Source organism: Bradyrhizobium sp. WSM3983 (genome assembly GCF_000473045.1).
Taxonomy (GTDB): domain Bacteria; phylum Pseudomonadota; class Alphaproteobacteria; order Rhizobiales; family Xanthobacteraceae; genus Bradyrhizobium.
The window spans coordinates 59,455-73,289 of record NZ_AXAY01000035.1 but is presented as its reverse complement, the minus strand read 5'-3'; the positions used below and the strand labels follow the sequence as shown (position 1 = coordinate 73,289).

The 13,835-nt window shown below is 58.3% G+C and carries 11 protein-coding genes; 6 read left to right on the top strand and 5 right to left on the bottom strand.

Annotation, left to right across the window (positions count from 1 at the left end; genetic code table 11):
- Positions 1 to 18: 18 nt before the first annotated feature.
- Positions 19 to 1,575, bottom strand: coding sequence for a nitrogenase molybdenum-iron protein subunit beta (gene nifK / locus YUA_RS0135120; protein ID WP_027534869.1), 1,557 nt, complete (start codon positions 1,573 to 1,575; stop codon positions 19 to 21).
- Positions 1,576 to 1,645: 70 nt separating this feature from the next.
- Positions 1,646 to 3,148, bottom strand: a complete 1,503-nt coding sequence (gene nifD / locus YUA_RS0135115; protein ID WP_027534868.1) for a nitrogenase molybdenum-iron protein alpha chain — start codon at positions 3,146 to 3,148, stop codon at positions 1,646 to 1,648.
- A 475-nt stretch (positions 3,149 to 3,623) separates the two neighbouring features.
- Between nifD and YUA_RS0135110 the strand changes: the two genes are divergently transcribed.
- Positions 3,624 to 4,421, top strand: a complete 798-nt coding sequence (locus YUA_RS0135110; protein ID WP_027534867.1) for a calcium-binding protein — start codon at positions 3,624 to 3,626, stop codon at positions 4,419 to 4,421.
- Between the two features lie 611 nt (positions 4,422 to 5,032).
- On the opposite strand, the gene YUA_RS50540 is transcribed toward YUA_RS0135110, so the two are convergent.
- From YUA_RS50540 to YUA_RS49200, 3 genes are read right to left on the bottom strand one after another with little or no spacing between them, the layout of a single operon-like run.
- Positions 5,033 to 5,158, bottom strand: coding sequence for an aminotransferase class V-fold PLP-dependent enzyme (locus YUA_RS50540; RefSeq protein WP_245285338.1), 126 nt, complete (start codon positions 5,156 to 5,158; stop codon positions 5,033 to 5,035).
- Positions 5,159 to 5,162: 4 nt separating this feature from the next.
- Positions 5,163 to 5,399 carry a hypothetical protein gene (locus tag YUA_RS52840; RefSeq protein WP_371259934.1) on the bottom strand — a complete coding sequence of 79 codons (237 nt, stop codon included), beginning with the start codon at positions 5,397 to 5,399 and terminating at the stop codon, positions 5,163 to 5,165.
- Positions 5,400 to 5,444: 45 nt separating this feature from the next.
- Positions 5,445 to 5,639: a 4Fe-4S binding protein gene (locus tag YUA_RS49200; protein WP_084293074.1), complete on the bottom strand. Its 195-nt coding sequence runs from the start codon at positions 5,637 to 5,639 to the stop codon at positions 5,445 to 5,447.
- Between the two features lie 725 nt (positions 5,640 to 6,364).
- On the opposite strand from YUA_RS49200, the gene YUA_RS0135090 reads away from it, so the two are divergent.
- From YUA_RS0135090 to cysN, 5 genes are all read left to right on the top strand, one after another.
- Entirely contained in the window at positions 6,365 to 7,048 is a 684-nt protein-coding gene (locus tag YUA_RS0135090) for a response regulator transcription factor (protein ID WP_027534866.1), read from the top strand.
- A 167-nt stretch (positions 7,049 to 7,215) separates the two neighbouring features.
- A complete protein-coding gene (locus YUA_RS0135085; protein WP_027534865.1) occupies positions 7,216 to 7,491 on the top strand; it encodes a hypothetical protein in 276 nt (91 codons plus the stop codon).
- A 1,793-nt stretch (positions 7,492 to 9,284) separates the two neighbouring features.
- Positions 9,285 to 9,620 (top strand): hypothetical protein, encoded by a 336-nt coding sequence (locus tag YUA_RS50535; RefSeq protein WP_156947480.1) that lies wholly within the window; start codon positions 9,285 to 9,287, stop codon positions 9,618 to 9,620.
- Positions 9,621 to 10,068: 448 nt separating this feature from the next.
- Positions 10,069 to 11,004 carry a sulfate adenylyltransferase subunit CysD gene (cysD, locus tag YUA_RS0135075; RefSeq protein ID WP_035972547.1) on the top strand — a complete coding sequence of 312 codons (936 nt, stop codon included), beginning with the start codon at positions 10,069 to 10,071 and terminating at the stop codon, positions 11,002 to 11,004.
- Complete coding sequence (gene cysN / locus YUA_RS0135070; protein WP_027534863.1) at positions 11,005 to 12,909, top strand: sulfate adenylyltransferase subunit CysN; 1,905 nt, start codon at positions 11,005 to 11,007, stop codon at positions 12,907 to 12,909.
- The last annotated feature ends 926 nt before the right edge of the window (positions 12,910 to 13,835 follow it).

Here is a 13,835-nt window from a genome sequence, read left to right as displayed (position 1 = left end):
GCTTCGCGTCGTTCGTCATCAACGAATGATGTCAAAGCTATAGTCGGTGCCCGCCACGCTGGTCTTCTTGTCGATCTCGTCGAATATCTTGTCGAGGATCTTCACCAAAACGTTCATGCCGCCTTGATAGCCCCACACCGGAGAGCGGTGATGGTGATGCCGATCAAAAATGGGGAAACCGATGCGGATCAGCGGGGTGCCGGTATCGCGCTCCAGATATTTGCCATGCGTGTTGCCGATCAGGAAATCGACCGGCTCCGTGAAGAGCAGCGAGCGCATGTGCCAGAGGTCTCGCCCCGGATAGGCATGGCAGTTCTGGCCAAAGGGCGAGCTCGCAAACAACGCCTGCATTTTATCGTGCCAGGCCTTGTTGCCGTTCGTGGACAGCACATGGACCGGTTCGGCGCCCAGTTCGAGCAGGAAGGCAGTTAGCCCATAACATAGGTCTGGATCGCCGTAGATCGCGAATTTCTTGCCATGGATATGCGCGCTGGAGTCGGCCATCGCGTCCACCAGGCGGCCGCGCTCTCGCGCCAGCGCCTCGGGGATTTCCTTGCCGGTGATGCGCGATAACGCCATGAGGAGCTCGTCGGTCGCGGAGACGCCGACCGGATGATTGAACGCCAGGACCTCCTGGCCATGGCCGGCGATGAACGCAAGCGTCTTTTCCGTGCACCATTGCTGCGCAGAGAGCGTCGCCTTGGCGTGAACCGCGTTCGCGGCGTCTTCCAATGTGGTGCCGCCGTCATACATCCTGAATTCGCCGTCGGTCGGCGTATCGAACACATCGGAATTATCAGCGAGGATAGTGTACTGGACATCCATCAAGTCGAAGATGCGCTTGATTTCACGGGTATTGCCAACAGTGAAGCCGTCAAAGCCGCCGATAAAGTTGATCTTCTCGTTGGGGGTGCGATCGAGCTTCGGTGCTGTTCCGGCTTTGCCGTCCCAGAAATGCTCTAGGATACCCTTCAGCGCATTATCATAGCCCGTAATGTGGCTGCCGACGAAGGCTGGCGTGTGCGCGAACGGCACATCGAAATGCTGCGGGACCGATCCTCTCTCCTTGGAGGTCTTGATGAAGGCGTTGAGGTCGTCCCCGATTACCTCCGCCATGCAGGTCGTGGAGACCGCGATCATCTTGGGCTTGTACATGTTATAGCTGTTGGCGAGCCCATCGGCCATGTTGTTCAGGCCGCCGAAGACTGCGGCATCTTCCGTCATCGACGAGGAGACGCAGGAACTCGGCTCCTTGAAGTGCCGCGACAGATGGCTGCGGTAATAGGCGACGCAGCCCTGGGAGCCGTGCACGAAGGGCAGCGTGCCCTCGAATCCGACGGAGGCGAAGACCGCGCCAAGCGGCTGGCAAGCCTTGGCCGGGTTTATCGTCAGAGCTTCCCGCGCAAAGTTCTTTTCGCGATATTCGGGCGTCTTCGACCATTCCCTGATGCGTTCGACCTCCGCGGGATCTCGAGCGTTCTCGAACATCTTCTTCTTGTTGGCCAGCATTTGCTGGTATTCCGGACCGCGGAACAGCTCGACATGATCGAGCACGTGTTCTGCATTCTGCGCCATTTCGTGGGAATCCTTTTGATATCGTGGTCAATGTCGGCTCGACGCCTCTGAAGAGAGGCGGAGAGGCCGCCTATTCCGCAGCCATGAGCCTCGGTTCTGCGACAGCCTTCCAAGGCGCCTTGGTCTTCCTCCAGACTGGCGAGTTGATGGCCATGTCCATGTCGCGCGCGAAGATCGGAAAGCCGTCATAACCGTGATACGGACCCGAATAGTCCCAGGAGTGCATCTGCCGGAACGGCACACCCATCTTCTGGAACACATATTTTTCCTTGATGCCCGAGCCGACCAGGTCGGGCTGCATCTTCTCGACGAAGCGCTCGAACTCATAGCCATTGACATCATCGTAGATGAGCGTGCCGTCCTTGACGTAATGCTGGGCGGTTCGCTGATAGTCATCGTTGTGGCCAAACTCATAGCCCGTGCCGACGACTTCCATGCCGAGGTCCTCGTAGGCTCCGATCACATGGCGTGGACGCAATCCACCAACGAACAGCATCACGGTCTTGCCTTCCAGGCGGGGGCGGTATTTTGCGACCACCGCATCAACAAGCGGCTGGTATTTCGCAATCACCCGCTCGGCTCCTTCCTTGATCCTGTCGTCGAAATAGCCCGCTATCCTGCGAAGTGACTCCGCGATTTTTGTGGGACCGAAGAAATTGTATTCGCACCATGGAATGCCGAACTTCTCCTCCATGTGACGGGAGATGTAGTTCATCGAGCGGTAGCAATGCAGTATGTTGAGCTTCGCCTTGGGTGTGGCCTCGAGTTCGGCCAGCGACCCATCTCCGGACCACTGGGCGATGACGCGCAGCCCCATTTCCTCCAGCAGGATCCGAGACGACCAGGCATCACCGCCGATGTTGTAATCTCCGATGATCGCAACGTCGTAGGGCGTCGGCTCGAAGCGGGACGACTTCTCGGGCGTGAGCCTGTCGAAGACCCAATCGCGCACGGCATCGTTGGCGATATGGTGCCCGAGCGACTGCGAGACGCCGCGGAACCCCTCGCAGCGAACCGGCACGATCGTCTTGCCGCCATATTCTTTCGACTTGGCCTTGGATACTGCCTCGATGTCGTCGCCGATCAGGCCGATCGGGCATTCCGACTGGATGGTGATGCCGTTGTTGAGCGGGAACAGCTCCTGGAGCTCGTCGATGAGTTTGACGAGCTTCTTGTCGCCGCCGAACACGATATCCTTTTCCTGGAAGTCGGACGTGAACTGCAAGGTCACGAACGTATCGATACCGGTCGTGCCAGCGTAGTAGTTGCGCCGCGACCCCCAAGAGTACTGGCCGCACCCCACCGGACCGTGGCTGATGTGTATCATGTCCTTGATCGGCCCCCAGACCACGCCCTTGGAGCCTGCATAGGCGCAGCCGCGGATCGTCATCACGCCGGGGATGGATTTGAGATTTGACTTAACTCCGCAATCCGCCTTCCCTGCCTCATGAACGTTCAGATGCTTGGCGCGCCGTTTTGCAGTCTTGTCAGGATAGACCGTCAGCACCTCCTGGATGAGTTCCTTATTGCGAGCCTTGATCTCTTCAATGCTTTCGGTCGTAGCGAAGCTCATGCTGATTACCTTTGAGAGTTAGCGCGACAGTGCTCGGCCAGGAGTTTAGCAACGACCGTGCCAGCCGCGTGCAATCGCAAAAACTAGCGGAATTGGAAGCACATAGCTTTGTCGGCAAGCCCGACCAGACTGTGTTGCAAACCCGACATCGGGAGCTTCCCCATAGACGGACTCGTTTGCGCCTGTTCGATAGAAAACAGGACCAGCGTGTCATGCACCGCTGATATTCGACTGCAAAGCGTTAGCCTTGGGTGGGCTTGGCGCGCCCGCTGCCAACTGCATCATGGCCGGGCGGGCACCAGCTCAAACCGGTCGCACCAGCTGATGCGCTGAGGTGTTAAGCCAGAGAAGCGCGCGTGGATGTATCCGCCAGGTCGATGCGTTCTATCAAAACAATGAATTGTTCTAATCGGCCGACGAGCAATATGAACGAGCCAGGTGGCGTGGTGGGGCTGTCTAACAAGGAGTATTCGCGGTGGACAAACCAATTGTTGGCGGTCCGGGCAGCAACAGTCTCTTTGGCGGCGACGGTAACGATATAATCATCGACCCCAAGGGCGATGACTGGATCGACGGTCGTGCCGGAAACGACGTCATCTCGGCCGGTGAGGGCAATGACCGAGTCTTCGGTGGCGAGGGCAACGACAACGTCTTCGGCGACGAGGGTAACGACTTCCTCTATGGCGACAACGGCCCCGACAAACCGCGAATCATCAATGAGGGCAATGATAAACTCTACGGCGGTCCCGGCGACGACGTCCTCTTCGCCGGTGACGGAAGGGATTCCCTGACGGGAGGCACCGGCAACGACACCTTTGCGTTCCAGTTCCACAATCCGATCCCCGGGTTCGACAAACAGTACGGGCCGGACGCCGACCACACTACTATCGTGGATTTTGACCCGGCACAGGACACCTTCGCATTCGACGCGGTCGGCTTTGGCAGCGACGGTCTCAACGCGAACTTCCTCAATCACGCGCGCCCGGGCAATCAGGTGGACACGTTCTACAGTGGCCCGGCCTCAGGTGCTCACGGGGAACATGTCGTGGTGATCACCGATCGGGGTTTTTCCAACGGCTCTGACGCAGCCAGCGCCATTTCCGCGGCCCCCGGCGACATTATCGTCTACTTTGGATACAATAGCATGAGTGCGAATCTGGCCTACGTCACCTCCGCGAACCACGTGGATGAGTTCGCCCACCTGAGCAATGTGCACAGCGTGGACGGCCTGGCCAGCTTGGGCCTGAGCGCATCGGACTTCACATTCCACTGACCCGCAACCCAACCGCGCCCGCCCTCTTCGGGCGGGCGCTTTCGTTTTCCGCTGCTTGCCAGGGCAATGGCCGGCGCAGCGTGTTCAGCTTGATGAAGCTGTGCGAAGCGCGCTGCCGCAGTCCCGACCCCCTGAAGCTCGTCGGGCGAACACCCCAAAGTCAATCAATGAGTTTGCTGCCGCCACTTGATCTTTTTTGCCTCTGTCCGAGATCAGGATGACTTCATCGAAGCCGCAGTACGCTTCGCGTCGAAGGGCATGTCGGGTGCAGTCCGGGTCTCCGGTTCGGTCGGTTTGGTGGCAAAATAGCGGCCACCGTCTTCACCCCAACGACAGCAAGGGCGAAGACCGGTCTGGATCCGGCGCGTCGTAGCGCGCATCACCGCGAGCAGGACCTGCGGATTGAAACGTGACTTGGCAGGGATGAAAGCTCCAGCATTGCAACCGGATTTTCATGTCGCTCGCATCGGCCAATGCCGCGCCATTGTCCTCCAGCGCGCGTGCCCTCGTTTTTGGTCGCGACGAAGAACCGCCTTAACCACGCCGGCAGGGGCCACACGCTAATAGGATTACACGTATTGATGCGGCGATGCGACGGAGCACCCGCCCGTTTATGCGAGCAATTCATCGACCGCAATAACAGCCCGCGCGAGTGCATCAACATTTGCATGCGTGTTGTAGAGCGCCAATGACGCACGGCACGTGGCCGGCACGCTGAACAGCTCGATCAGCGGCATCGCGCTATGGGGTGCCGGCGCGCATCGCCATCCCGAAGATTTGCAGCTCCAGCTTGTTGCCGATCTTGGCCTGGTCAGACAGGAGCAGCGCCCGCGTTATTATCCTGCCCTGCGATTTCTGTGGGTTTCCGATGATGCGCTCCTGGAACACGGAATGGCCGCGATCGCCACCAGGGAGCGGAACTCTCTTTGCCAGCTCACCGGCAACCAGGTCAGCACAAGACAGGCAGCAGCGCTCCATTGTGGGACCGGGCTGCTCGTACCGGCCATCCTCATCAGCGCTCCACTAGACCGCGACACACGTGTTGGGAACGGGGCAGACAGCGGCGCATTGGGGCGTGTCAGAATGTCCCTCGCATTCGGTGCACTTCTTCGGATCGATCACATATACGTCACGTTTGAGGTTGACTGCCGCGTTGGGGCATTCAAACTCACATGCGCCGCAGGCGGTGCACTGGGACGCGACTATCTTGTAAGCCATAATGGTGATTTCCTGGGAATGCGATGCGGGACAGCCTTCGCCCGTTCAAGGCACGTGCCAACTCACAACGCTGCAATTGTCTTGCGTATTTTCTGGTCTTGCAGGTGTATGGGCGGAGCAGCGTGTCACAAGCCGGACCTTCGGGGCGCGAGGCTTCATCGCAAATAGCAGCATGCTCCGCCCCTTCGGAAAGGCCGCCCTAACCGGGCTACCTTTAGTCTCTCGACTTGCTCTCGCTGAGCGCAGCCTCGAGCTGGACGCCCGTTATCCCGACTGTCGCCGCAACGGGCGCTACCCCCACAATCCAAACCAATTCCGCCGGCGCTCGATGGCTTGCGCCCCTCAACATTTCGTTCTCGCTGCGCAAGCCCTGCGAATATCTGGATAATCTCGAAAGGGGTCCACGGATGGGCTTGAATCGCACGTAGCGTCAGATTGTAGGTTTTCCGACACGGACTGCGAGACGCGTCGGTCGCGTCGGAACATCCTGACAGCTAGCAGACTTGCGAATGTCTCGAACCCTTAAGCTTGCACCGCAACCTCTTCAAGCTTCGCGCGGTTGCAGGTTATCAATATGGCCGGTGGGAAGGCGGGAGAACCACCGCCGACCCACTTGCGCCAGGACCAGGACGGTCAGTTGGAGATCAACGATGGCTGTGTTGGCGTGGCTCTTGTCGGATCGGTGAACGACCTGAATTCGTCGCAGATTGACGAAAGAAGATGAAATGCGAACACTCTTGGTTGATCATCACACCGGCTTTGCGCGTTCCGTCCAAGGAGCTCTGTTGAACTGCGGGTTCGCCGTCGACGTGACGCACACTCTGGATGAAGCGGGGGCCGCTGTTGGTTGCGCGCGGTACGACATTCTTCTTCTCGAGTTGGCTCTACCCGATGGGGACGGCTTGGACTGGCTGAAGCAATTGAGGCGGAACGGAAAGGCGATGCCCGCGATGGTGATAAGCGATCTCGATCGCCGGATTGCAAGTTTCAACGGTGGTGCGGACGATTTCATGTGCAAGCCCGTGTCCACTGATGAACTCATCGCCCGGATGCGAGCCATGTTGCGGCGATCAAAGCAAATGACAGCCCCACTTATCGGGCTTGGGAATGTCGAGTTCGATCCGATCGGCCGGCAAGCTTGGGTTGATGGCCGGCCGCTAAGGATCGCACGCCGTGAACTGTGCATTCTGGAGCATCTGCTCAGTCATGCAGGCCGCACGGTGCCGCGCGCGTCACTGGAGGATAGCATCTATTCGTTCGACAATGACGTCTCGACCAATGCGCTTGAAGGCGCAATCTATCGCTTGCGCGGGCATTTGAGGAAGTCCGTTGCGACGCTACGGATCAGGACCGCGCGCGGCATCGGCTACTCAGTTGAATTGAATGGCGCGGCATCCGTCCCGCCCTGAGTCGGACTAGAAAAGCACGGCTTCCTTGAACATCGGCCGTGACAATCATTCCGGCGACGATCGATGATCATCATAGAGCCTCGACCCCGTTGGTTTGCTCTATCTGTGTGACCTCTTTGCGGCCTTACTGCTATGTCCAGTTCGTGCCGCAGTCCGGATCAAGCGCAATGAATCAAGCGGCGCAGACGCGTGCCGCTCCTTATCGCATCATCGGCAGGCCGGCTTTTCTGCTCGCAGAAGATTCACTTGTCCGTGCCGCCCTCATAGCCGACCCGACGATCGGGGATCATCAGGCGCCCGAACACCAGACGGTTTTCGTCGCCTTGTCTCTTCTCGGTATTTCACAGCCTTTCAAAGCAGCGGTGCGTTCAAGACAGGATAGAACATTGGCCGGCGCATGCGACGAGACCAAGAACTACACCTCGGACGAGATCATGATCTAGTGCTGAATCCTTGTCAGCTGGGTCTCGGCGGACAGTGCGAGAGCTGACGGACGTCGGCTCCTCCGACGTTCAGGCATCGATGGCACCCGAACGATATTCGCGCGATGGCCTACCTGTTCTCACCGCACGCAGCCGAGGTTCGCATCGGGCAACCACAGAGCGGTACTCGCAACGAGCTAGCTCTCTACGTCGTCCACACTCGTGCAGGAGTCACGTCCCCGACGCGCCGCCCACAACATCTTTTTGGGACCTTACAATACGTATTTCATGTTCCAGGCAAGATTCCGAGCTCCAACGACATCCCGGGCGGCGCAATAATTGATCAAACGATCAAACGGCAGAGGCAACGGCTATTACAATTTTGATGAGTGATCCCGGCTCAAGCTGATCTGTTACAGCACGTCCTAGAATGAGTTTGGCGACCTCTGTTCGATAACCAAGAGTTCGCATATCTTCCGGTAAAGCCGCAACTGCGTCGTCAAAGATACGTCCGAGAGCCGAGAGCTGTTCTGGATCGCATACGCTGCAGTGATCCTGTAAGAATCGCCCTGTCCCACCACTTATGACCGCCTTGTCGGATCGCTCGTCTCGTTTCGGCCCGAGCCCTGCGGATATCAGCTCGATTGTGAGTTCAGTCAGCAATTGCGTCGCTTCCCGCTCGTTCCTGCCATCGTCAATCAGGCTCCTAATCTCTTCGACTTGCTGCCCAATCCTCTGCTTGAGGCGCTGGACACCCGAATTGCAGCGATGAAACTGAGCGATGCGCTCCACAGGGAGAGGTTCAGCTGGACCCGGCTGTTGACGTGTCCTCACTGGGACTACGAAGAACGCTTGACGCGCCTGTGCAGGTGAAATGCGAAAAGTCGAAGTGGGAGCGCCCAAAACGCTGTCACTCGATACGCTTACTTCAGGCGCTCTATTAGTCCCTTCTCCGGACCCGTCCACGCTCATAGTCATGACTGCCTCATGCACCCTTCTGGCACGCGAATTTAAAGATTGAGACCTGCCGGCCCGCAGATTGCGTTGGGCTGCCTGACTGCCTCACCGATCGACAATCGATCTTGACGACGTGCCTCAATTCCATTTCAGCCGGCGCTTGACTATCAGCGATCAGGTCGATCGGTAAAATCGATTGTTATGATCGAATGTATCCACAGCATGGATGCAAAGGGGGACCGTTATACGATTCAAGCCGTAGACGGTGTTGCCTTGACTCTCTTGATTGGCGGCGCACCATTGCTCGCCCGCCCAACCGATTATGAGAGGTCCTGCGCAAGGAGGCCTACACCGCGCGTACATCGGACCATGAACCCTGATCAAAGCGCGAGTGCTGAAGTAGGCTAGCGGGCTGGCCGTCTTTGTCAATGATGCTTATCGCTGACGATCACGGCCGCGCGACGGCCGGTCGGACGGTTTCGAACACGGGCATGGCCGCGGTCTACTATGGCCGATTGCGCGTTTCGCATCAGGACACGACTTGGAAACTCACTCGTGCCGGGACACCTCGCGCTCGATCGAGTTAATTTGGTGGACCCTCCGGGCGATCAGCTTTTGGCTTTGCAAGACAGCATCTGCTGGACCGATTGAGCAGTCCCAACAACATCCTGGGCCGTCGGAGTCAAATCCGGGTCAACGGGCAGGCTCAGGCAGAATGGACAGACGCGTCCCAAGGGTGCGCTGAAAGACGTTGAGCTCGCTTGCGAACCCTGGCCCGCTAAACGCGGATGGATCCGGCCGCATAAAAAAGAGCCCGACCCTTTGGGGGCCGGGCGAAGTTCAGTCTGGGAGGAGCGATGCTTCAAGACATCGCACCAGCTTCCGTCGGCAGATGGAGGGCTGCCGGCGGTTCATTTACGGCGAGGGCATTCGCCGTTAACCTTGGCGACGAGCAGGCTGATATCCATTACGAACACAAAGTGCTGTCGCTTGCGATTTTTCTATTGATGGCGCGAGTCAACAATTCTTCCGCGCACTCGCGCGTAGACAAGTCGACATCGACGTCGTGTTTGTTCATGAGGCCTTCAACACGTCAAAATGAAGGCCATTGCCGAATGACGCCCGCCGCAAAGATGCGTGATGACAAGCCCCTCAAGAACCGACAACCGGCATCTGAGACGGCCCTCACATGAAACGAGGCAAAACCGGCCTGATGATCTATTTCTCCAACTGAGCTTTTTTTTATCCGCCATTCCGCACGATTGGTAAAATCGATTCTGTCGATGGCGCACATCCAGACGATAAATGGAGAGAGTCGCTCCAGGGCTTCGGTCTTGAAATGGAGTTGATCTTGATCTCCTCATCTCATAACAAACGGCTTCGAGCACGCGAGTGAGGTAGTCATTGCAGATGCAATCTGTTCCCACCTTTCTCCGTTCTCAACCCTTGCGCCGGCGGGATATGGAAACGAAAGCTGCACGTAAGCAAGGCACTTGATCTGGATCAGTTTCGAGAAGCTCACGCGGATATTCGGCGTAATTGCTGTTCACCGTGACGAACGTTGAGAGCGGCCCCATGAGCTACGGCAAGCTAGATCATCGAAACGGCGACTTGCCGCGCGGCGAACATCAGATGTTCAGAATGCACGCACAAAATATCACTAAACCACAGACTCGCACGCTGCCGCGGCGTCTGCGGCGGCTGGAAGCCGAGTCCATCGAGATCATGCGCGAAGTGGTTGCCGACTTTCGAAAGCCAGTCATGCTCTATTCGATCGGCAAGGACTCGAGCGTCATGCTGCACCTGGCGCAGAAGGCCTTCTATCCGGCGAAGGTCCCGTTTTCGCTGTTGCATGTCGACACAACCTGGAAGTTTCGCGAGATGATCAGCTTTCGCGATGAGACGGCCCAACGTCTTGGCATCAACCTGATCGTTCATGTGAACCGCGACGGGATCGAGCGCGGCATCAACCCGATCGATTCCGGATCAACGCTGCACACCCAGGTGATGAAGACAGACGCGCTCAAGCAGGCGCTCGACCTCTACGGCTTTGACGCAGCGTTCGGGGGCGCCCGGCGCGATGAGGAAAAAAGCCGGGCGAAGGAGCGCATCTTCTCCTTCCGTTCGCGCGGACATGTCTGGGACCCGTGCAACCAGAGGCCGGAGCTGTGGAATCTCTTCAACACCCGCAGCCGGAAAGGCGAGACGATGCGGGTATTTGCCATTTCGAATTGGACGGAACTCGACGTCTGGGAATACATCATGCTGGAGGACATTCCGGTCGTTCCGCTTTATTTCGCGAAAAAGCGGTGGGTGGTCCATCGCAATGGCGCGCTGATCATGGTGGATGACGAGCGCCTGCCCTTGGTGTCGAACGAGACGCCCGAGCTCAAGATGATGCGTTTCCGCACGCTTGGTTGCTATCCGCTGAGCGGCGCCATCGAGTCCGACGCCATCACCATCAAAGACATCGTCGCGGAAATGCAGGTTGCGACAGTCTCCGAGCGTCAGGGACGGCTGATCGATACCGATGAAGTTGCCTCGATGGAGAAAAAGAAGCGGGAAGGCTACTTCTGAATGGATACTGATGCGCTGCGAGAGCTCACCTTTACCGACAGCAAGGATCAGCTGCGCTTCATCACTTGCGGCTCGGTGGGCGATGGAAAATCGACGCTAATCGGCCGGTTTCTGCACGACAGCAAGGCTATCTATGAGGATCAGCTGCAGACGCTTGCGCGCGACAGCGTCAAGCACGGCACAACCGGAGATGCTATCGACTTTGCCCTGCTGGTCGATGGACTTGAGGCCGAACGCGAACAGGGCATCACCATCGATGTCGCCTATCGCTTCTTCACCACGCCGCGCCGATCGTTCATGGTGGCCGATACGCCCGGTCACGAACAATATACGCGTAACATGGCGACCGGCGCCTCCAACGCCCAGCTCGCAGTCATTGTGATCGATGCGCGCAAAGGGGTCCTGGTCCAGACCAGGCGGCACTCCTATATTTGCTCGCTCCTGGGCATCCGGCACGTGGTCGTGGCCCTGAACAAGATGGATCTGATCGATTACCGCAAGGAAGTGTTTGATCGCATCGTGGCCGACTATGTCAAGTTCGCTTCGAATCTCGGCTTCACGTCGGTCGCGGCTATCCCGATCTCCGCACGACACGACGACAACATCATCAACCGCTCCCGCAATACCGACTGGTTTCACGGCCCTTGCCTGTTGGACTATCTCGAAAGCATCGACATCCAGTCCGAGACGGCTGGCTTGCCGTTCCGTTTCCCGGTCCAATGGGTGAACCGGCCGAATATGGATTTCCGCGGCTACGCTGGAACGGTGGTCTCCGGCAGCATTGCGGTTGGCGACGAAATCGTCGTTCCGGCATCGGGACGCAATTCGCGCGTCAAGCAGATCGTGACGTACGATGGCGAGCTTGTGCGCGCCGAAGCCGGCGATGCGGTGACAATTACACTGGCTGACGAGATCGACATCGGCCGCGGCGATATCATCGCTAAGCCGACGGAACGACCGGAGGTCGCTGATCAGTTTGCCGCCCACGTGATCTGGATGGACCAGGAGGACATGGTCCCGGGCCGATCCTATGGCTTCCGGATCGGCACGCAATCCAGCGCGTCCGGCAGCATCACCGCGATGAAATACAGGATCGACGTCAACACAGGCGCGCACGTGGCAGCCCGCACTTTGCGCCTCAATGAAATCGGCTTCTGCAAGATTGCAACCGCATTGCCAGCAACCTTCGATGCCTATGAAGCGAACCGGCGTACCGGCTCCTTCATCGTGATCGACCGAGACACCAACCGGACCGTCGGCGCTGGCATGATTGCCTTCCCGTTGCGGCGTGCCGCCAACATAGCCCGGCAGCCGCTCTCACTCGGCAAGAAGGAGCGCACCGCTCTCAAGCACCAAAGACCCTGCATCATCTGGTTTACCGGGCTTTCCGGCGCTGGCAAATCGACCATCGCCAATCTCGTCGACCAGAAGCTATTTGCGATGTCGTATCACACCATGCTCTTGGACGGCGACAATCTCAGGCACGGTCCCAATCGGGATCTCGGCTTGACCGAATCCGATCGGGCTGAAAACATCCGCGGTGCAGGCGAGGTTGCCAAACTGATGGTCGATAGCGGCTTGCTCGTCATCTGCTCGTTCATCTCGCCCTACAAGGCTGAGCGAGACATGGTCCGCGATGCCGTGGGCGACGGCGAATTCATCGAGGTCTTTGTGGACACGCCGATCGGCGAATGCGTGCGGCGCGATCCGAAGGGGCTCTACGCCAAGGCGAAATCAGGCATGGTCAAGACTTTCACCGGCGTCGATGCGCCGTACGAGGCGCCGAGCGTGCCAGAGATCCATTTGACAACACTGAACCAGCAGCCGGAACGGTTGGCCGATACGGTGCTAAACTGCCTGGCCGCACGAGGGATCATCGTGCCGACTAACCGGACGGAGAATTAGCCGGCCGGCTGTCAGAGCTGTTTGCCGACGGACTGACATTCTCACCTCCAACCCAATCTGGCTGAGCGGACCAAATACCACGCCGTCACATGATGCCAAGCTCCTGCACCATCCGCTGAGGTCGAGCTTTGCGGGCTTTACATCGCTAGCGAGCCTGGATCGGTCCAGACTGGCCCGACATTCTCCATCATGAAACGCGCGGCCAGACGCGGCGCGCTCGGCTTGGCTTCTCTGGCTCATGTCATGCGTTCCTGCGTCAGTCGGGGCACCGACCAACAGCTGACTACGGTCGCTCTTGTAAAAGACGCCTTGGTGTTGTGGTAGAGCTCGTCTCCGGCACTAGCTTTACCCACACAGGCTTGTGTCTCCGGTTCAGAACGACGTTGTCGATCAAACGCGCGGCCTGCGAGCCCGGCTCGCCACATCGCGCCACCTGGGATAGGCACGCGCTTGCCGTTGCTGCTGAAGTGCGACGAGGTTCTGAGCAGTTCTTGGAAAACGACCCTGCTGCCGATTCAGCGCCGCCTGATGCCGCTCCTACCCAAACGAGCTGCTTGCATTCGACGTTACTCCGCCGGTTCGGATAGTTTACGCAGAAACATATCGCCGCGGAGAGATTCCTTGATCACCTCTACCACGCGCTCTTGAACGGAGCTGCAGGCCGCACGATCTACCGAGACTCGGTCGGTCGTTACACAACTCCTCTCGCCTTCGTTCTGGACAAAGCGAACCCAACAAAGAAATCGCATTCCAAGGGTTCAGTGTCACCTCCGCTAAACATGTTTCTTGTATGTGTCGGGTGAGACGGCAACCAAGCCGACTGCACCAATCACCAGACGACACGGGATTATCGAACGGTGGGCTTCGACGGATCTTCTCAGGAACACTGGCTGAGAGCCGAAGCCAACGCGCACAGATTTGATCCG